This is a genomic window from Sphingopyxis sp. PET50 (assembly GCF_025244705.1).
GTDB lineage: Bacteria > Pseudomonadota > Alphaproteobacteria > Sphingomonadales > Sphingomonadaceae > Sphingopyxis.
Window position 1 is genome coordinate 2,756,643 of the sequence record NZ_CP104207.1, and the last position, 19,548, is coordinate 2,776,190.

General features: G+C 65.6%; 14 protein-coding genes and 3 pseudogenes. 14 read left to right on the forward strand and 3 right to left on the reverse strand.

The window, feature by feature from the left end; translation table 11 throughout:
- The first annotated feature begins 58 nt into the window (after positions 1–58).
- From katG to N0A20_RS14485, 11 genes and pseudogenes are all read left to right on the forward strand, one after another.
- Positions 59–2,258, forward strand: a pseudogene (katG, locus tag N0A20_RS14440) (catalase/peroxidase HPI).
- Between the two features lie 396 nt (positions 2,259–2,654).
- Positions 2,655–4,973: pseudogene (gene clpA / locus N0A20_RS14445) on the forward strand (ATP-dependent Clp protease ATP-binding subunit ClpA); the annotation flags it as partial.
- Positions 4,974–6,361: 1,388 nt separating this feature from the next.
- The gene (locus N0A20_RS14450) at positions 6,362–6,589 is read left to right on the forward strand and encodes an AbrB/MazE/SpoVT family DNA-binding domain-containing protein (RefSeq protein WP_260581041.1); all 228 of its coding nucleotides are present in this window, start codon (positions 6,362–6,364) and stop codon (positions 6,587–6,589) included.
- Positions 6,586–6,987, forward strand: coding sequence for a type II toxin-antitoxin system death-on-curing family toxin (locus N0A20_RS14455; protein ID WP_260581042.1), 402 nt, complete (start codon positions 6,586–6,588; stop codon positions 6,985–6,987). Before N0A20_RS14450 ends, N0A20_RS14455 begins: the two co-directional genes overlap by 4 nt.
- 47 nt (positions 6,988–7,034) lie before the next feature.
- Complete coding sequence (map, locus tag N0A20_RS14460; protein ID WP_260581043.1) at positions 7,035–7,874, forward strand: type I methionyl aminopeptidase; 840 nt, start codon at positions 7,035–7,037, stop codon at positions 7,872–7,874.
- 12 nt (positions 7,875–7,886) lie between these two features.
- The gene (locus N0A20_RS14465; RefSeq protein WP_260581044.1) at positions 7,887–8,657 is read left to right on the forward strand and encodes a DUF268 domain-containing protein; all 771 of its coding nucleotides are present in this window, start codon (positions 7,887–7,889) and stop codon (positions 8,655–8,657) included.
- 101 nt (positions 8,658–8,758) lie between these two features.
- Positions 8,759–10,057: a PQQ-binding-like beta-propeller repeat protein gene (locus N0A20_RS20225; RefSeq protein ID WP_312846549.1), complete on the forward strand. Its 1,299-nt coding sequence runs from the start codon at positions 8,759–8,761 to the stop codon at positions 10,055–10,057.
- 353 nt (positions 10,058–10,410) lie between these two features.
- Positions 10,411–10,944: a c-type cytochrome gene (locus tag N0A20_RS20230; protein ID WP_312846550.1), complete on the forward strand. Its 534-nt coding sequence runs from the start codon at positions 10,411–10,413 to the stop codon at positions 10,942–10,944.
- A 379-nt stretch (positions 10,945–11,323) separates the two neighbouring features.
- Positions 11,324–11,662 (forward strand): P-II family nitrogen regulator, encoded by a 339-nt coding sequence (locus N0A20_RS14475; RefSeq protein WP_058816207.1) that lies wholly within the window; start codon positions 11,324–11,326, stop codon positions 11,660–11,662.
- Between the two features lie 191 nt (positions 11,663–11,853).
- Complete coding sequence (gene glnA / locus N0A20_RS14480) at positions 11,854–13,266, forward strand: type I glutamate--ammonia ligase (protein ID WP_260581045.1); 1,413 nt, start codon at positions 11,854–11,856, stop codon at positions 13,264–13,266.
- A 466-nt stretch (positions 13,267–13,732) separates the two neighbouring features.
- Positions 13,733–16,444, forward strand: a complete 2,712-nt coding sequence (locus N0A20_RS14485; protein WP_260581046.1) for a DUF3857 domain-containing protein — start codon at positions 13,733–13,735, stop codon at positions 16,442–16,444.
- Between the two features lie 166 nt (positions 16,445–16,610).
- On the opposite strand, the gene N0A20_RS14490 is transcribed toward N0A20_RS14485, so the two are convergent.
- From N0A20_RS14490 to N0A20_RS14500, 3 genes are read right to left on the reverse strand one after another with little or no spacing between them, the layout of a single operon-like run.
- Positions 16,611–16,766 carry a hypothetical protein gene (locus N0A20_RS14490; RefSeq protein ID WP_260581047.1) on the reverse strand — a complete coding sequence of 52 codons (156 nt, stop codon included), beginning with the start codon at positions 16,764–16,766 and terminating at the stop codon, positions 16,611–16,613.
- 7 nt (positions 16,767–16,773) lie between these two features.
- Positions 16,774–17,262, reverse strand: a complete 489-nt coding sequence (locus tag N0A20_RS14495) for a hypothetical protein (protein WP_260581048.1) — start codon at positions 17,260–17,262, stop codon at positions 16,774–16,776.
- Positions 17,263–17,267: 5 nt separating this feature from the next.
- Positions 17,268–17,477 carry a helix-turn-helix transcriptional regulator gene (locus N0A20_RS14500; protein WP_260581049.1) on the reverse strand — a complete coding sequence of 70 codons (210 nt, stop codon included), beginning with the start codon at positions 17,475–17,477 and terminating at the stop codon, positions 17,268–17,270.
- A gap of 135 nt (positions 17,478–17,612) precedes the next feature.
- On the opposite strand from N0A20_RS14500, the gene N0A20_RS14505 reads away from it, so the two are divergent.
- The 3 genes and pseudogenes from N0A20_RS14505 (at position 17,613) to N0A20_RS14515 (ending at position 19,504) form a co-directional block, all read left to right on the forward strand.
- Complete coding sequence (locus tag N0A20_RS14505; RefSeq protein WP_260581050.1) at positions 17,613–17,870, forward strand: hypothetical protein; 258 nt, start codon at positions 17,613–17,615, stop codon at positions 17,868–17,870.
- Positions 17,871–17,889: 19 nt separating this feature from the next.
- Positions 17,890–18,129: a hypothetical protein gene (locus tag N0A20_RS14510; protein ID WP_260581052.1), complete on the forward strand. Its 240-nt coding sequence runs from the start codon at positions 17,890–17,892 to the stop codon at positions 18,127–18,129.
- 63 nt (positions 18,130–18,192) lie between these two features.
- Positions 18,193–19,504: pseudogene (locus tag N0A20_RS14515) on the forward strand (M20/M25/M40 family metallo-hydrolase).
- Positions 19,505–19,548 lie beyond the last annotated feature (44 nt).

Genomic DNA, 19,548 nt, shown 5'->3' on the forward strand with positions numbered 1-19,548 from the left:
CAAGGCGCCACGCTCATCGGGCAAAAGCCATCAAAAAAGCCATCAAAGGAGAGACTGCATGAACGACCAGACCCCCATCGATGCCGCGGGCGGCTGCCCGGTCCACCAGCCCGGCGGCGTGCGCGCGCTGCTCGGCCGCACCAACAAGGATTGGTGGCCGGACATGCTCGCGACCGAAATCCTGAACCCCAACGGATCGTCGAACCCGCTCGGTGACGATTTCGACTATGCCGCGGCGTTCAAATCGCTCGACTATCAGGCGCTGAAGGATGACCTGACCGCGCTGATGACCGACAGCCAGCCCTGGTGGTCGAGCCGATTACGGCCATTACGGTCCCTTCTTCATCCGCATGGCCTGGCACGCCGCGGGCACCTATCGCACCGCCGACGGCCGCGGCGGCGCCAACAGCGGACAGCAGCGTTTCGCGCCGCTCGACAGCTGGCCCGACAACGGCAATCTCGACAAGGCGCGCCGCCTGCTGTGGCCGATCAAGCAGAAATACGGCAACAAGATCAGCTGGGCCGACCTGTTCATCCTGACCGGCAATGTCGCGATCGAAAGCATGGGCGGCCCGGTGTTCGGCTTCGGCGGCGGCCGCGCCGACGTGTTCGAGCCCGAACGCGACATCTATTGGGGTTCGGAAGACAAATGGGTCAACGAGGGCGTCCAGACGCGCATCGATCCGGACAAGGGGCTGGATGCGATCGAAGGCCCGCTGGCCGCGATCCAGATGGGCCTGATCTACGTCAATCCGGAAGGACCGGGGGGCAACCCCGACCCGCTGCAGTCGGCGCGCGACATCAAGGAAACCTTCGAGCGCATGGCGATGAACCATGAGGAAACCGTCGCGCTGACCGCGGGCGGCCACACCTTTGGCAAGGCGCACGGCAACGGCGACGCCTCGCTGCTCGGCGCGGCGCCCGCGGGCGGCGATCTGGCGGCGCAGGGCTTCGGCTGGGTCAGCAGCCACGAAAGCGGCGGCATCGGCGAGCACAGCGTGACCAGCGGCATCGAGGGTTCGTGGGTCAATACGCCCACCGAATGGAGCGAGAATTATTTCCGCCTGCTGCTCGACTATGACTATGAACTGGTCCGCTCGCCCGCCGGCGCGCAGCAGTGGCAGCCGGTGAACCAGAAGGAAGAGGACATGGCCCCGGCGGCCTGGAATCCGAACCTGAAGGTTCCGACGATGATGACCACCGCCGACATGGCGTTGAAGGTCGACCCGGAATTCCGGGTGATCAGCGAGAAGTTCCGGCGCGACCATGAAGCGTTCAAGGACGCCTTTGCCCGCGCCTGGTTCAAGCTGACCCACCGCGACATGGGACCCAAGGTCCGCTACCTCGGCCCCGAAGTGCCGGCCGAAGACCTGATCTGGCAGGACCCGATCCCGGCGGGCACCACGCCGTCCGACACCGAGGTCGCGGCGGTGAAGGCGAAGATCGCGGCCAGCGGGCTGACCGTCAGCGAGCTGATCAAGGTCGCCTGGGCCTCGGCCAGCACCTTCCGCAAGTCGGACTTCCGTGGCGGCGCGAATGGCGCGCGCGTCCGCCTCGCGCCGCAGAAGGACTGGGAGGTCAACGAGCCCGCGCTGCTCGCCAAGGTGCTGAACACGCTCGACGGCCTGCGCGGCAGCCTGTCGATCGCCGATGCGATCGTGCTCGGCGGCGTGGTCGGGCTGGAAAAGGCGATCAGGGATGCGGGCTTCAGCGTCGCGGTGCCCTTCACCGGCGGCCGCGGCGACGCGACCGAGGAACAGACCGACGCGGACAGCTTCGCGGTGATGGAGCCCGAGGCCGATGCCTTCCGCAACTATCTCGGCAAGAAGAAGCTGGCGGTGAAGACCGAGGAGATGATGCTCGACCGCGCCTCGCTGCTTGGCCTGTCGGTGCCCGAAATGACGGTGCTGGTCGGCGGGCTGCGCGTGCTCGGCGCCAATCACGGCGAGCGCGGACACGGCCATTTCACCAAGCGGTCGGGGCAGCTGACGAATGATTTCTTCGTCAACCTGCTCGACATGACCAATGTGTGGAAGGCCGTCGACGGTTCGGACGACGAGGAATATGTCGCGACCGACCGCACCAGCGGCGGCGAGACATGGCGCGCAACCCGCGCCGACCTGGTCTTCGGCTCCAACGCCGAACTGCGCGCGGTCGCCGAAGTCTATGCCGAGAGCGGCCATGAGGAGAAGTTTGTGCGCGACTTCGTCAAGGCCTGGACCAAGGTGATGAACGCCGACCGCTTCGACCTCGCCTGATCGGTAACGCCGACGGGTCGCAAGGACCCGCCCCCTGGGGACATGGACCCCAGGGGGCGGGTTTCCCTTGCCGAATCGTATATCTGTTTTCGGCCGGACGTCCCCTTTCGGTTCCCGCCGCCCCGACCCTCGTTGGCGATCGTCCGCTTCGGGCGGGTAGCCGCTCCGCGGCTTTCGCCGGGAAACGGACGACAGCAGCGCACGAAAAGCGTTGGAATCGCCTGCAATCCCGTCCCCGCCAATTTCTCAACGCCCCGTTAACCATAGTGCAACCCCGGTCATCGTAATTTCACAGAGCCGACCGCTTTTCCCTTGCAGGCTGGCGGCGGCATCGCCACCTTGGGTTCCCAGGGGGCCGCCTCTCCCCGGCCTGGTCCCCGCAAGGAGATACGGACCATGCCGTCTTTTTCGGAAAGCCTCGAAAAGACCCTCCATAATGCGCTGAAGGCCGCGTCGGAGCGGCATCACGAATATGCGACGCTCGAACATTTGCTCTACGCGCTGATCGACGACGAGCATGCCGCCGAGGTGATGCGCGCCTGCGGGGTCGCGCTCGACGACCTGCAGTCGGCGGTGGTCCATTATCTCGACACCGAACTCGACAGCCTGAAGGTCGAGGGGCACAGCGACCCCTCCCCCACCAGCGGCTTCCAGCGCGTCGTCCAGCGCGCGATCCTGCACGTCCAGTCGTCGGGCAAGGACGAGGTGACCGGCGCCAACGTCCTCGTCGCGCTCTTCTCCGAGCGCGAAAGCTACGCCGTCTATTTCCTCCAGCAGCAGGACCTGACGCGCCTCGACGCGGTGTCCTACCTCAGCCACGGCGTCGGCAAGGGCGGCAAGCCCTCGCCGCAGGCCGAGCCCGAGGAAAAGGAAGAGGCGAAGGAAAAGACCGACGGCAAAAACAAGAAAGAGACCGCGCTCGACCAGTTCACCGTCAACCTCAACGAAAAGGCGAAGGGCGGCAAGGTCGACCCGCTGATCGGCCGCAGCGCCGAGGTCGACCGCACGATCCAGATCCTCTGCCGCCGCAGCAAGAACAACCCGCTCTATGTCGGCGATCCCGGCGTCGGCAAGACCGCGATCGCCGAGGGCCTCGCGCGCAAGATCATCGAGGGGGACGTGCCCGAGGTGCTGCTGCCCGCGGTCATCTATTCGCTCGACATGGGCGCGCTGCTCGCCGGCACGCGCTATCGCGGCGATTTCGAGGAGCGGCTGAAACAGGTCGTCACCGAACTCGAAGGGCTGCCGCACGCGATCCTGTTCATCGACGAGATCCACACGGTGATCGGCGCCGGCGCCACCAGCGGTGGCGCGATGGACGCGTCGAACCTGCTCAAGCCTGCCCTCTCCGGCGGCGTCATCCGCTGCATCGGCTCGACGACCTACAAGGAGTTCCGCAACCATTTCGAAAAGGACCGCGCGCTGCTGCGCCGGTTCCAGAAGATCGACGTGGTCGAGCCGACGCTCGAGGACACCAAGAAAATCCTCGCGGGGCTGCGCAGCGCGTTCGAGGCGCATCACCAGGTGCGCTATACGCAGGATGCGATCAACGCCGCGGTCGACCTGTCGGCGCGCTACATCAACGACCGCAAGCTGCCCGACAAGGCGATCGACGTGATCGACGAGGTCGGCGCGATGCAGATGCTGGTCGCCCCGTCGAAGCGCAAGAAGACGATCACCGCCAAGGAGATCGAGGCGGTGATCGCGACGATGGCGCGCATCCCGCCCAAGTCGGTGTCGACCGACGACAAGGCGACCCTCGCCAATCTGGAGACCGACCTCAAGCGCGTCGTGTTCGGCCAGAATACCGCGATCGAGGTGCTGTCGTCGGCGATCAAGCTGTCCCGCGCGGGCCTTCGCGATCCCGAAAAGCCGATCGGCAATTACCTCTTCAGCGGCCCCACCGGCGTCGGCAAGACCGAGGTCGCGAAGCAGCTCGCGCACATCATGGGCATCCCGCTCCAGCGGTTTGACATGTCCGAATATATGGAGCGCCATTCGGTGAGCCGCCTGATCGGCGCTCCCCGGGCTATGTCGGCTACGACCAGGGCGGGCTGCTCACCGATGCGATCGACCAGAATCCGCACTGCGTGCTGCTGCTCGACGAGATCGAAAAGGCGCATCCCGACCTGTTCAACATATTGTTGCAGGTGATGGACCATGGCCGAGCTGACCGACCATCACGGCAAGACCGTCGATTTCCGCAACGTCATCCTGATCATGACGACCAATGCGGGCGCCAGCGACATGGCGCGCGAAAGCATCGGTTTCGGCCTGTCGACGCGCGAGGATGTGCAGGAGGAAGCGGTGAAGAATCTCTTCACCCCCGAATTCCGCAACCGCCTCGATGCGATCGTGCCCTTCGGCTATCTGCCGCCCGAGGTCGTCGCGCGGGTCGTCGACAAGTTCATCCTGCAGCTCGAAATGCAGCTTGCCGACCGCAACGTCCATATCCAGCTCGACGAGGCGGCGCGCGAATGGCTGACCGGCAAGGGCTATGACAAGCTCTATGGCGCGCGTCCGATGGGCCGCCTGATCCAGGAGAAGATCAAGCAGCCGCTCGCCGAGGAGCTGCTGTTCGGCAAGCTCGTCCATGGCGGCGAGGTCAAGGTGAAGATGAAGACCGGCGACGACGCCAATGTCGGCAACCCGCTGACCTTCGAAATCACCCCTGCGCCGCCCAAGAGCAGCAAGGCGAAGGCCAGGCCCAAGGCCGACAAGCCGAGCGAAGGCGGCGGAGTAAGGAACGAAAGCGCCCTTCCTTTCGGGGGAGGGCGTTTTTCGTTTACCTCGTGCGATATCCTTGCTCGGTCATTCCCGCGAAGGCGGGAATCCAGCTTTTCCTTTTCCCTTCGCGTTCTTCGCGGGAATGACGATATTTGTGCGGCCCCATGGATCGCTCCGCACCGCTTCGGGTCCGCTCCCAAATTAAGCGGATCGCAACCCCCGGCTGCTAAGCCCACCCTCCTGACAAGCGGGACCGGGGCACCGATGACGACACAATTGCAGCAATGGCTGGGCGAACCGAACGCGCTGCGCGAATTCGACCGCTGGTTCGAAGGCGTGATGCGCGGCGGAAATTTCGACGAACTGGACGCGTTCCTGACCGAGGAGATGCTCGCCCATCCGCACCCGATCACCTCGCTCTGCCTCGCCCGCCCGCTGGCGGCGGTGCGGATCACCGGCTGGGACGATCTCGCCGCCGATGTGCTGCGCGACGAGGAGCGCCATTCGGCCGCCGGACCCGTCACCGCGATCGGCGCCGACCTGTCGGCGCATTGCGAGCCCGACGGTGACGCCTGGCCGCTCGAGGTCAATTTCTACGACGACGAGGCCTTCCCCTTCGGCGACGGCGATCTGGACGCGGTCAACGCCGCCGCGGCCGATACGAACACCCCTTGGCAGGGCGAATTCCGCGACATCACGAACAGCCTGACCGTCGTCGGCCTCGGGCGGATCTATTCCGCGATCAGCACCAATATGCCCGGCCGCATTCCGTTCGGCGAACCCGCGCCGGTCGAGGTCGTCGCCGACCGGCTGGGGCGCTTCTTCCTCACCCTGCGCTTTCATCAGGCACTGGTGCGCGACGCAGCCAACGAGGGCCTGCCCCGCGCCATGGTGCTGCTCGCCGACGCGCACGACGTCGACCCCTGGTTCGAGGCCGCCTATTGGTGCGAGACGGCGCGCGACGACGACGGCAAGATCGCCTCGATCCTGGGCGCCCGCGACGAGGCGAACCGGGCGCGTTTCCGCGCCGAGACCGAGATGAAGATCGCCGAATGGCGCGACCGCCGCAACGTGATCGTCCGCCGCCAGTTGCGCGCCGACAAACAGCAGGCCTTCATCGACCTCAGCGTCGCGCAGGACGCGATGTTCCACAGCATCACCGGCCTCGGCGACGGCCGCCCGTCGCACGAGCTGTCGGACCATGAATATGAGATGCTGCTCTATGCCTGGCAACGCCAGCGCGCCGAAAAATGCGGCGATGATCCCGACGCGATCGCGGTTCCCGAAGCGCCGCGCAGCGGCATCTTCGGGCTGTTCAGCCGGGCGTCCTGACGGCAAGCCTTGATACAGTGGCGCGGCAATGTTATAACGCGCGTATGAACACGCCGCTCAAGGTCACCAAGGTCGGCAACAGCGCCGCCGTCATCCTGCCCAAGGAATTGCTGGCCCGCCTTCGCGTATCGCTTGGCGACACGCTATTCGCTACCGAATCCCCCGATGGCATTCGTCTGACGGCATCTAATCCCGACTTCGCCGCAAAAATGGCCGCAGCCGAAGATATCATGCGTCAAGATCGCGACATTCTGCGCGTACTTGCGAAATGACCCAGTCGGATCGCGTCGAGCCGGTCTGGCTCGACGTCGATGTCGCGCTCGCCATTCATGATCGGCAACTCGCGGAGCATGGCGGCATTTCCGGTGTGCGCGATCAAGGCATGCTCGAATCGGCGTTAGCAAGACCGATCAATCAATGGGTTTACGGACAAGAAAGTCCGGCTTGGCTTGCCGCCGCTTATGCTTTCGGCATCGCGCGAAACCATCCATTCGGGGATGGCAACAAGCGAACCGCATGGGTGCTTGCTCGCCTCTTTCTGCGTCTCAACGGCCACGAACTTAGGTTCGATCCGCAGGACGCGATTGAAACGGTCCTCGCGCTCGCAGCCGGGACGCTGAGCGAAGAGCAGTTGGCCGTGTGGTTTCAGGAGCATCTCGCCACAAGCTGATACCGCCACCCCTCGCTTTTCGAGCCACCACCGGCTATGCTGGCCGGATGTACGACTATGTCTCCGTCACCACCCGCGAGCCCGGCGCGCCCAGCCCGGTGCGCGACGGCACGATCAAGCTGCACGATGCGGCGGGCTTCGACGGCATGCGCCGGGCGGGGCGGCTGTCGGCCGAAATCCTCGACGCGCTCGTTCCCTTCGTCCAGCCGGGCGTGACCACGGCGGCGATCGACGACCTCGTCCGCACGATGATGCTCGACGGCGGCGGCATTCCGGCGACGCTCGGCTATCGCGGTTTCACCCACAGCTGCTGCACCAGCATCAACCATGTCGTCTGCCACGGCATTCCCGACGACAAGCCGCTGCGCGACGGCGACATCGTCAATATCGACGTCACGACGATCATCGACGGCTGGCACGGCGATACCAGCCGCATGTATCTGGTCGGCGACGTTCCCATCAAGGCGCGGCGGCTGGTCGAGGTCACCTATGAATGCCTGATGCTCGGCATCGAGCAGGCGAAGCCCGGCAACCGCATGGGCGACGTCGCGCACGCGATCCAGACCCACGCCGAAAAGCACCGCTATTCGGTGGTGCGCGATTTCTGCGGCCATGGGCTGGGGCAGATGTTCCACGACGCGCCCGAGGTCGTCCACGCCGGGCGCCCCGGCACCGGCCCCGAACTGCGCCCCGGCATGTTCTTCACCATCGAACCGATGATCAACACCGGCAAATTTGCGGTGAAGATGCTCGCCGACGGCTGGACCGCGGTCACCCGCGACCGTTCGCTGTCGGCGCAATATGAACACAGCATCGGCATCACCGAAACGGGATGCGAAATCTTCACCGCGAGCCCGAAAGGCCTGCACCAGCCCCACCTCGCCTGAGGACTCTCCCCCATGCGCGCTTTTTTCCGCAGCATCGCGGCCGCCATCGTGACGACCGGGTTCGACCCGCGCAAGCTGCGTCACCTCGGCCAGTTCCGCCGCTTCTACCGCGACCGCAGCGCCTTCAAGGCGATGGGCGGCGCAATCGCCGAGGATTATCCGATCCTCACCGATTTCACCGCCAATGCGGGATCGGGCACCGGCCAATATTTCCACCAGGACCTGCTCGTCGCGCAGTTGATCCATGAGGCAAAGCCCGCGCGCCACCTCGACATCGGGTCGCGTATCGATGGTTTCGTCGCGCATGTCGCGGCCTTCCGGCCGATCGAGGTGATCGACATCCGCCCGATGCCGCCCAGCATCCACGCCAATATCCGCTACAGCGTGCTCGATCTGATGGACGGCGACATCAGCGGCTTCGGTCAGGCCGATTCGGTGTCGTGCCTGCATGCGATCGAGCATTTCGGACTCGGCCGCTACGGCGACCCCCTCGATCCCGACGGGCATAAAAAGGGTTTTGCCAATATCGCGAAGCTCGTCGCGCCGGGCGGGCGCCTCTATATCTCGATGCCGATCAGCCGCACGACGAAGGTGCAGTTCAACTCGCAGCGCCTGTTCGCGGCACGCGACATCTTCACCTGGGGCGAGGCGATCGACGGCTTTTCGCTCGAACGCTTCGACTGGGTCGATGAGCGCGGCGACCTGCACCCGTCGGCAACGCCCGAGGATGCCGTCGGCTGTCCCTTCGGGCTGGGCATTTACACGCTGCGCCGTACCGCCTGACGCCACCCGTCCCACCCCCCAATTTCGCGCTTGCACCGCCCGCCCTTCGCGCGCAGTCTTGACGTTAACGTCAAGCATAGGCGTCGAACGGGAGACATGGGATGGCGAAACGGGTCTTGAAGGCCGCGCTGCTGGGCTGCGCGGTGCTGGCATTGTCGGCGTGCAACGCATCGAAGAAGGACGGCGCGGGCGGCGGATCGCTCGACCCCGCCGAACAGGCCAGCGAGACCCTGCTCAAGACCGGCGGCACCGGCGACGATTGGGGCGCGACCGGCTTCAGCTATGACGAACAGCGCTTCAGCCCGCTGACCGACATCAACGACAGGAATGTGGGCGAACTCGGCATCGCCTGGTTCGCCGACCTCGAGGATGCGCGCGGTCAGGAGGCGACCCCGGTCGTCGTCGACGGCGTGATGTATGTCACCCACGCCTGGTCGAAGGTCAGCGCGTGGGACGCCGCGACCGGAAAGCCTCTCTGGAAGTTCGACCCCAAGGTGCCCGGCGAACGCGCGGTCAGCGCCTGCTGCGACGTCGTCAACCGCGGCGTCGCGGTGTGGGGCGACAAGCTGTTCGTCGGCGCGCTCGACGGGCGGCTGATCGCGCTCGACAGAAAGACCGGCAAGGAAGTCTGGTCGACGCAAACCTTCGACACAGCGAAGCCCTACACGATCACCGGCGCGCCGCGCGTCGTGAAGGACATGGTGCTGATCGGCAACGGCGGCGCCGAATTCGGCGTGCGCGGTTATGTCACGGCTTACGACGCCGACACGGGCAAGGAGCGCTGGCGCTTCTACACCGCGCCCAATCCGAACAAGGAAAAGGACGGCGCGGCGTCGGACGACATTTTCGCGAGCAAGGGCAACGCCACCTGGTCCGACAAGGGCGAGTGGCAGACCTCGGGCGGCGGCGGCACCGTGTGGGATGCGATCGTCTACGACAAGGATCTCGACCAGATCTACCTCGGCGTCGGCAACGGCAATCCGTGGAACCATGGCACGCGCTCGAACGGCGAGGGCGACAACTGGTTCCTTTCCTCGGTGGTCGCGCTCGATGCGTCGACCGGCGCCTATAAATGGCATTATCAGGAAACCCCGGCCGAAACCTGGGACTATACCGCGACCCAGCCGATCATCCTCGCCGAGCAGCAGGTGGACGGCAAGCCGGTGAAGGTCCTGTACCACGCGCCGAAAAACGGTTTCTTCTTCACCATCGACCGCACCAACGGCAAGCTGCTGGACGCCAAGCCCTTCGTCGAAGGGATCAACTGGGCGACCGGATACGACATGGCAACCGGCCTAGCCGATCGAGAATCCGGAGGCGCGCTTCTACAGGACGGGCAAACCCTTCATCGCGGTCCCGGGCGCGCTCGGCGCACACAACTGGCATCCGATGAGCTATAATCCGGCGACGGGCCTCGTCTATATCCCCGCGCAGCAGATCCCGCAGGGCTATCTTCAGGACATGGACGAGCTCGACAAAAGGAAGGTGCTCGGCTTCAACGTCGGCACGTCGCTGGGCAAGACGATGCTCCCCGACGACAAGGCGGCGTTCAAGGCCGCGGTCGCCGCGACGACCGGGCGCCTCGTCGCCTTCGACCCGCGCACCGGCAAGGTCGCGTGGGGCGTCGACTATCCCGCGGCATGGAACGGCGGCACGATGACGACCGTGCGGCAACCTCGTCTTCCAGGGGACCAGTACCGGCCGCTTCCGCGCCTATGCCGCCGACACCGGCAAACAGCTCCTCGACCTCGACATGCAGTCGGGAATCGTCAGCGCGCCCTCGACCTTCCGTGTCGGAGGGGTGCAATATGTCGCCTTCCAGACCGGCAAGGGCGGCGCCTTCCCGCTCGTCGCCGGCGTCGCGGGCGGCGCGACGCGCAAGGTGCCCAACCTGCCGCGCCTCGTCGTGCTCAAGATCGGCGGCACGGTGAAATTTCCGGCCCCGCCCGCGACGACGACGCTTGCCTGGAACCCGCCCGCGAAGATCGGCACCCCCGAACAGATCGCCGCCGGCAAGGCGCATTTCGGCCGCTATTGCCAAGTCTGTCATGGCGACAGCGCGATCGGCAACGGCTTCACGCCGGACCTGCGCGTCTCGGCCACGCTGACCAATGCCGACGCGTGGAAATCGGTCATCCTCGACGGCGCGCTCAAGGACCGCGGCATGGTCAGCTTCGCGCGCGTGCTGACCCCGCAGGACGCGGAGGCGATCCGCGCCTATGTGATCGAGCGGTCGAACTGGACCAAGGCGAACCTGTCGGACACCGCCGCGCCGATGGGACGGTGAGCCAAGCCACGCCCTCCCCTTCAGGGGAGGGCAGCGAGACTTACGAACTTGTTCGTTAGTCGCAGCGGGTGGGGGCCATCGGCCTTGCACAAGGCCGATGGCCCCCACCCCAACCCCTCCCCTGAAGGGGAGGGGCTTTATGTCAATCTGCCGCTTTTTTAGGCACCCGCACCCACCCAATGCCCACCCCATGGGCAACGGCGCAATTTGCTTTCAAAATTCTTACCGAAAGCTTGCGATTCGGCAATTGGCACGGCTTTTGATTGGTGCAACATGACGGGGCCTCGCAGCGACTCAAGGTGGGTGCGAACCGGACAGGCAGGCCTGGTCCGGCTTTGGCCGCGAGCATCGATAATAGCCCAAGTGGGGGACAAGACGCGTGAAGAAGATTGAGGCGATCATCAAGCCGTTCAAGCTCGACGAAGTGAAGGAAGCGCTGCACGAGGTCGGCGTCAGCGGCATCACCGTGACCGAGGCCAAGGGCTTCGGACGGCAGAAGGGTCATACCGAACTCTATCGCGGCGCCGAATATGTCGTCGACTTCCTGCCCAAGGTGAAGCTGGAGGTCATCGTCGAGGATGGCCTCGCCGAACGCGTGGTCGAGGCGATCGCCGCCGCCGCGCAGACCGGCCGCATCGGCGACGGCAAGATTTTCGTCATCCCGGTCGAGACCGCGCTCCGTATCCGCACCGGCGAACGCAACGAGGACGCGCTCTAAAATATGATCGCCGCCAGAAAGATCCGAAAAATAACCGTGTTCCCCCGCGAAGGCGGGGGCCCATCTCCGGCCTAGCTCCATGTGGCTCGGGCAGATGATGGGTCCCCGCCTTCGCGGGGACACGCAGTAAACTACAAAGTTCAATCAACCCCGGCCAAGCCGGTCATTATCGCAAGAAGGAAGTTCAGATCATGGCTACGAAGCCCAAGGATATCGTCGCACGCATCAAGGACAATGACATCGAATGGGTCGACCTGCGCTTCACCGATCCCAAGGGCAAGTGGCAGCATCTGACGATGTGCGCCGGGGTGATCGACGAGGATGCGCTGGAGGACGGGCTGATGTTCGACGGCTCGTCGATCGAAGGGTGGAAGGCGATCAACGAGTCGGACATGATCCTGAAACCCGACCTCGAAGCCGTCTATGACGACCCCTTCTCGGCCACGCCGATGCTCGTCATCTTCTGCGACATCGTCGAGCCCGCGACCGGCGAAGGCTATGCCCGCGACCCGCGCACCACGGCGAAGCGCGCCGAGGCCTATGTCGCCTCGACCGGCATCGGCGACACCGTCTATGTCGGCCCCGAAGCCGAATTCTTCATGTTCGACGACGTGCGTTTCGAAACCAGCTACAGCAAGTCGGGCTTCGAAATCGACGATATCGAGCTGCCCACCAACACCGGCCGCAGCTATGAAGGCGGCAACCTCGGCCACCGTCCGCGCGCCAAGGGCGGCTATTTCCCCGTCGCGCCGGTCGACAGCGCCGTCGACATCCGCGCCGAGATGGTCTCGACCATGCTCGAAATGGGCCTGCCCTGCGACAAGCACCACCATGAAGTCGCCGCGGCGCAGCACGAACTGGGCCTGACCTTCGGCACGCTGACCCAGACCGCCGACCGCATGCAGATCTACAAATATGTCGTGCATCAGGTCGCCAACGCCTATGGCAAGACCGCGACCTTCATGCCCAAGCCGATCAAGGACGACAACGGCAGCGGCATGCACACCCACATCTCGATCTGGGAAAAGAGCAAGCCGCTGTTCGCCGACAACGGCTATGCGGGCCTGTCGGACCTCTGCCTCTATTTCATCGGCGGCGTGATCAAGCACGCCAAGGCCCTGAACGCCTTCACCAACCCGACGACGAACAGCTACAAGCGCCTCGTCCCCGGCTTCGAGGCGCCGGTGCTGCTCGCCTATTCGAGCCGCAACCGCTCGGCCTCGTGCCGCATCCCCTATGGCGCGGGCGCCAAGGCGAAGCGCGTCGAGTTCCGCTTCCCCGACGCGATGGCGAACCCCTATCTCTGCTATTCGGCGCTGCTGATGGCGGGGCTCGACGGCATCACGAACAAGATCCATCCGGGCGACCCGATGGACAAGAATCTCTATGACCTGCCACCCGAGGAACTGGCCGAAGTCCCGACCGTCTGCGGCTCGCTTCGCGAAGCGCTCGACAGCCTGCTCGCCGACCACGACTTCCTGCTCAAGGGCGACGTGTTCACCAAGGACCAGATCGAGGCCTATATCGAGCTCAAGTGGGACGAGGTCTATCGCTTCGAACAGACCCCGAGCCCGGTCGAGTTCGACATGTATTACAGCGCCTGATCCATCGGATCAGCGACGCGAAGAAGGGCGTCCGGTTCGGGGGAACCGGGCGCCCTTTTTGCGTTGGACGGCAGTGGATGGAGGTTTGGGGCGGACGTTCCGATCAACCTCACGCCCTCCCCTTCAGGGGAGGGCAGCGAGACTTACGAACTTGTTCGTTAGTCGCAGCGGGCGGGGTCCATCGGCCCTGCGCAACGCCGATGGACCCCACCCCAACCCCTCCCCTGAAGGGGAGGGGCTTTATGGCCGCAATCGCCAGATACCGGCAGTCCCCACTAAATTCGCAAATGGAACGATCCCCGACTCTTTTTACCGCCACGCTCCCGCAAAGACGTTGGTAACCCGCACGATCCAAGCTAGATGAAAGCGATCAGGGGAGTTTTCATCTTGCGTTTCACCGTCGTTTTACTTGCCGCGTCCGCCGTGGCACTCGCTACGCCCGCTTTCGCCGCCGAAACCCCCGCCTATGGCGCGCCTGCCGACTGGGTGGTGCCTAGCCACCGGCCCGCTGCCCGCGGGCGACGCCGCGACTCCCTGGCTGCTCGGCGACCAGCAGGTGCTGATCGAGGCCGACAAGCGCTCGACCTTCACCGATCACGCCTATCGCATCGCCACCGCGGATGCGCTGCGCAACTGGGACGACCTGCAATTTGTGTGGCAGCCCGACCGCGACGACCTGATCGTCCACAAGCTGCAGATCGTCCGCGGCGGCGAGACGATCGACCTGCTGGCCCAGGGGCTGAAGCTCACCGTGCTGCGCCGCGAAAAGGATTTCGAGCAGAAGACGATCGACGGCCTGCTCACCGCGACCGCGCCGATCGAGGATCTGCGCGTCGGCGATATCGTGCGCTTTTCCTCGACCATCGTCGAACGCAGCGACGTGCTCGCGGGCAATGGCGAGGCGATCGTCGATGTCGCCGCCAAGCCCGCCGCGATCGCGCAGGGATCGGTGCGTATCCTGTGGCCGCGCACCCTGCCGGTGAAATGGAAGGCGTTCGGCAAGGGCATCGCGCCGGTCGAAAGCGGGAAGGGCAGCTATCATATCCTCACCCAGGCGCAGCCGATCGTCAAACAGGACGAGATGCCACAGGACGCGCCGATCCGGTTCCAGCGCCCGCCCGGCCTCGAATTTTCGACTTTTCCGACATGGAGCGACCTGTCGCGCACCGTCGCACCGCTCTATGCGACCCAGGGCACGATCAAGGAGGGCGGCACGCTCGCCGCGGCGGTCGATGGAATCGCGAAGGCGAACAGCAACCCCAAGGCGCGCGCCGCCGCGGCGCTGGCGCTGGTCCAGAACGAGATACGCTATCTCTACAACGGTCTCGCCAACGGCAATTATGTGCCGCAGGCTCCCGAGCAGACCTGGACGCTGCGGTACGGCGACTGCAAGGCCAAGACGCTGCTGCTCCTCGCGGTGCTCGACCGGCTGGGCGTGGAGGCGATGCCGACGCTTGTCCATTCGACCGTCGGCGACGCGCTGCCCGACCGGCTGCCGACGCTTGCCGCCTTCGACCATGTCATCGTCCAGGCGTCGATCGGCGGCATGGACTATTGGCTCGACGGCACGACCGCAGGCACCCATGTCGAGGATCTGGCCGACGTCCCGCCCTTCCGCCATGTCCTGCCGCTGACGACGGCGGGAAGCGAGCTTGCCGCGCTGCCGCTGCGCGAACCCGCGCGGCCCGACGTCGACCTCCACATCGCCTATGACCAGTCGGCGGGCACCGCCTTTCCGCCGCTGTTCGACCTCAGCTTCACGATGCGCGGCGAACTCGCGGCGCGGCTCGCGACGCTGAAGGAACAGGCGACGCCCGAACAATTGCGCGACATGGCGCAGGGCGCGCTCGGCGACTTCGTCAACAACGGCCAGATTCACACCCGCTCGATCGAGGTCGATGCGGCCAAGGGAACGACGACCATCCACGCCTCTGGCATCGGCAATTTGCGCTGGATACGCGACGAACCGCGCCCCTATCTCGCGCTCGACGGGCTGGTCAGCGATTTCGAGATCAAGGCCGACCGGACGCGGGCGGCGTGGCGCAACATCCCGGTGTCGGGCGGATCGCCGAGCCTGATCGTGCGCTCGATGAGCCTCAAGCTTCCGCAGCGCGCGGGCTTCGTCATGGAGGGCGATGTGCAGGCCGACATGATGATCGCCGGCTTTGCGCTGCGCCGCCAGGCGCGGCTCGCCGCCGGGAAGCTCGAAAAGACCGAGACGGTCTGGACCAGCGGCAGCGAGGTCGCGGTCAACCAGCTGCCCGCGGTCCGCGCGCAGGTCGCCGCGGCCAGGCAACGCGAGTTCCGCCTTCGCGCGCCCGACGCCTATCCCACGCGGGTCGAGGAGATCGCCGCCGCAAAGAAGGAAAAGCGCCTCGGGCCGCTGCTCGCCGCCTATCAGAAGGCGATCGACGACGATCCCGAAGCGGCAAACGGCTATCTGAACCGTGCCGCGTTCAACATCGGCATCTTCGAGCCCAAGGCGGCGATCGCGGATCTTACGAACGCGATCGAGCACGAGGCCAACGCCGAAATCTACCGGCGCCGCGCTGGTCTCCACGCCCAGATCGGCGATTTCAGAACCGCGCTCGCCGACGTCGAGGAAGCGCTCGCGCTCGACCCCGGCGACGAGACCGCCTTTGCGCAAAAAGTCTATCTGCTGACCGAGCTCAAGCAGTATGACGACGCACTGGCGCTCGCCGACGAACAGATGGCAGGTTCGAAGGACAAGCGCGGCTGGGTCGGGCTGAAGGCCGAAACGCTCGGCAAGGCCGGGCGCGCCGCCGAAGGCGCCACGCTCCTCGCCGAAGCGCTCGTCGAGCGGCCGGGCGATCCGGGGCTTCTCAACAATCTCTGCTGGCTCAAGGGCACGCGGTCGTTCGAGCTCGAATCGGCGCTCAAGGACTGCACCCGCGCGATCGAGCTGAGCGACGAATCGTCGGCCGTACTTGACAGCCGCGCACTGGTCTTTTTCCGCCTGGGGCGGATGGAGGAGGCGCGCGCCGATCTCGACGCCGCGCTCAAGATCAGCCCGAGCATGCCGGCGTCGCTCTACATGCGCGGCATCCTCCGCCTGCGCGGCGACGACCGCGACGGCGGCCAGCGCGACCTCGCGCTCGCGCGGCTGCAGAATGCGCGGATCGACGCCGAATATGCGGATTACGGCATCAAGCCCTGAAGCCGGAGTCGGTCCTGTTCAAACCGAACCGTGGCCCCTGAGCCTGTCGAAGCCTGTCCTGAGCGCCTGCAAGACAGTCGAAGGGGCGCCTCGCCGAGAAGCGCCCCTCTACAGGCTCAGGGCTACGGTAACGAAGGGTTCGACCTGAACAGGACGGACTCTAACTTTAGCGCACCATCATCCCGCGCTTGCCGATCGCGACGAAGGAGCCGAGGAGCAGTGTTGCGGCAAGCACCGCGATCACGTCGATCGCGGTCAGCGCGGCCCAGCCGAAAGCCGCCGCCGCCGCCCACGGAACGAGGACCAGCCAGCCGAGCAGCAAGGCCCAGCTAGGCGCCTTCGAGCCCGAGCTGCTGACTGAGTTCGTCGTAGCGTTTCTGCCAGCGCCAGGTCAGCGTCGCCGCGGCGAACAGCAGCAGCACCGCCGCCATGGCGACCCCGCCCGGCACGATGCCTGCGGCGAAACCGGGCGCGCGAGCGAGCGCGACGAGCATCAGGGTCAGCCCGAGCGCCGCCGTGAAGGCGGCCGACATGCCGAGATTGGCACGCTCCTCGACCAGTTCCTCGGCATCCGCGACGTTGAGCAGTTTCGCCCCGGCCCGCGGCGCGGCAAGGCCGAAACCGATCATCGCCGTCATCAGCAGATAGATGACCCCGATCGCTGCCAGCACGATCCGCGACAGCCCCATCGCATCGAGCAGGTCCTGTCCGGCAAGCCAGAACAGCCCCGCCACGCATCCCGCGCCGACGATCGCGCCGACCAGGCTGCTCAGCAGCGTCTTACGCAGTTTCGCCGTGCGTTCCGCCGTCATCGCCATGCCCATCATTCCTTCTCCGGCATCCAGTGATCGATAAACAATTCGCGCACTTCGAGTCCGAACAGGCTCGCCATGCGCAGCGCGAGCGGCAGGCTGGGGTCGTATTTATCGGTCTCGACCGCATTGATCGTCTGCCGCGACACGCGCAGCCGGCGCGCCAGTTCGCCCTGGCTCCATCCCGCCGCCTCACGATAATCGCGCACCCGATTTTCCAACTGCCATCCTCACGCCTGTCAAATACTCTTTACACCCGTCCTGTACTGCCTGTCAAACATTCTTTACAGGTGTCGCTCACCCTTTCCTAACCCGCGGCTGCTAAAGCGGCCGCACGGCGGACAGGGGCACGGTCGATGATGCGCAAATTCACGATGATCGCGGCGATGCTGTTCCTCGCGGGCTGCGGCAAGGCGATCGAACTGGTCAGCCAGACCCGCACGGTCGCGGCCCCGCGCGAGGAAGTGTTCGCGCGGATGTTCGGCGACGGCACCGACACCGGCCTGCCGCTCGTCACCAACGGCGGGTCGACCAAGCTTTATGAGCTGGTGGTCGAAAGGAACGATCCCGAATGGTCGAGCGGTCGCCCCGAAACAGCGGCCCGACGCCCATAAGGTCAAATATGCCGTCGCGATGGAAATCCCGCGCGAGATGCACATCCTTTACAGCATCGACGACGGCGCGGTGTCCACCGGGCTGAAATTCACGCTGGAGGAACTGGCGCCCGACAGGACGCGCGTCGTCTTCAACGTCGACGAACTCAAGGGCCACGATACCGAGGGGCTGGCGGTCAATACCGCGAAGCTGCACGCGATCGCCTATGAGGCGCTGAAAAAGCTCGACGATTTCGACGAGGTCAAGGACGCCGCTTGACCCGGGCTTGCGGCGCCGCGCATCGCGCGCCACTATGTGGCTCCCCGCTCAGGAGCCCCCTTCATGAAATCGCTGCCGCTCGCCGCCCTCCTCGCCGCTTCGCTCGTGCTCGCGCCCGCCGCGCAGGCGAAATTGTCGAAGGCGGAAACGGCGATGGCGAAAACGGTGACCGCCGAGCAGGAGCGTTCGGTCGCGCTGCTCGAACGCCTCGTCAACCAGAACAGCGGCTCGCTGAACCTCGAAGGCGTCGAAAAGGTCGGCGCGATGATGCGCGCCGAACTCGAACCGCTGGGTTTCGCGGTCACCTGGAAACCGACTCCCGAGACGAAGCGCGCCTAGCCATCTGATCGCGGTGCACAAAGGCAAGGAAGGCAACAAGCGCCTTCTCCTCATCGCGCACCTCGACACGGTGTTCGAACCCGATTCGCCTTTCCAGACCTTCGTCCGCAGGGGCGATAGGGGCGAAGGCCCCGGCGCGGGCGATGACAAGGGCGGCATGGTCGTCATCGTCGCGGCGCTGCGCGCGATGAAGGCGGCGGGGACGCTGAAGGACGCCAATATCGAAATCCACATGACCGGCGACGAGGAGGATGCCGGCGACCCGATCGAGAAAGCGCGCGCCGACCTGATCGAGGCGGGCAAGCGCAGCGACGTCGCGCTCGATTTCGAGGGGCTGGTTCGTGACAATGGAGCCGACATGGGCTCGGTCGCGCGGCGCTCGTCGGAAAGCTGGACGGTCACCGCAACGGGCAAGTCGGCGCACAGCTCGGGCATCTTCAGCGAAGCGGCGGGCGACGGCGCCATCTACGAACTCACCCGCATCATCGCGCGCTTCCGCACCGAGCTTCCCGAACCGAACCTCACCTTCAACGTCGGGCTGATCGCGGGCGGTCAGCAGGCCGAACTCGACCCCGGCGGCATCCGCGCCACCGCCAGCGGCAAGACCAACATCATCGCCCCCATCGCGATCGCCCGCGGCGACCTGCGCACCCTGTCGGCCGAACAGGCGGCGCGCGTGAAGGCCCGGATGGCGGCGATCGTCGCGGACCATGCCCCCGGCACCGGCGCGACCCTCGCCTTCGACCCCGGCGGCTATCCGCCGATGGCGCCGACCGACGGCAACCGCGCGCTTCTGGCAAAACTCAACGGGGTGAACCGCGACCTCGGCCTTGCCGAAATGGCGCCGCTCGACCCGCTGAAGCGCGGCGCGGGCGACATCAGCTTCGTCGCCGCCGATGTCGACGGGCTGGCGGGACTCGGTCCCTACAGCACAGGGGACCACGCCCCCGGCGAGGCGGTCGACCTGCCGAGCATCGAGCGGCAGGCGACCCGCGCTGCCATCCTGATGTCACGTCTGGCTGCTGAAAAGCGCTGAGCGCGCCAAATTTAGCGCCAGAGTGCGCTTGATTCATCCGCCGC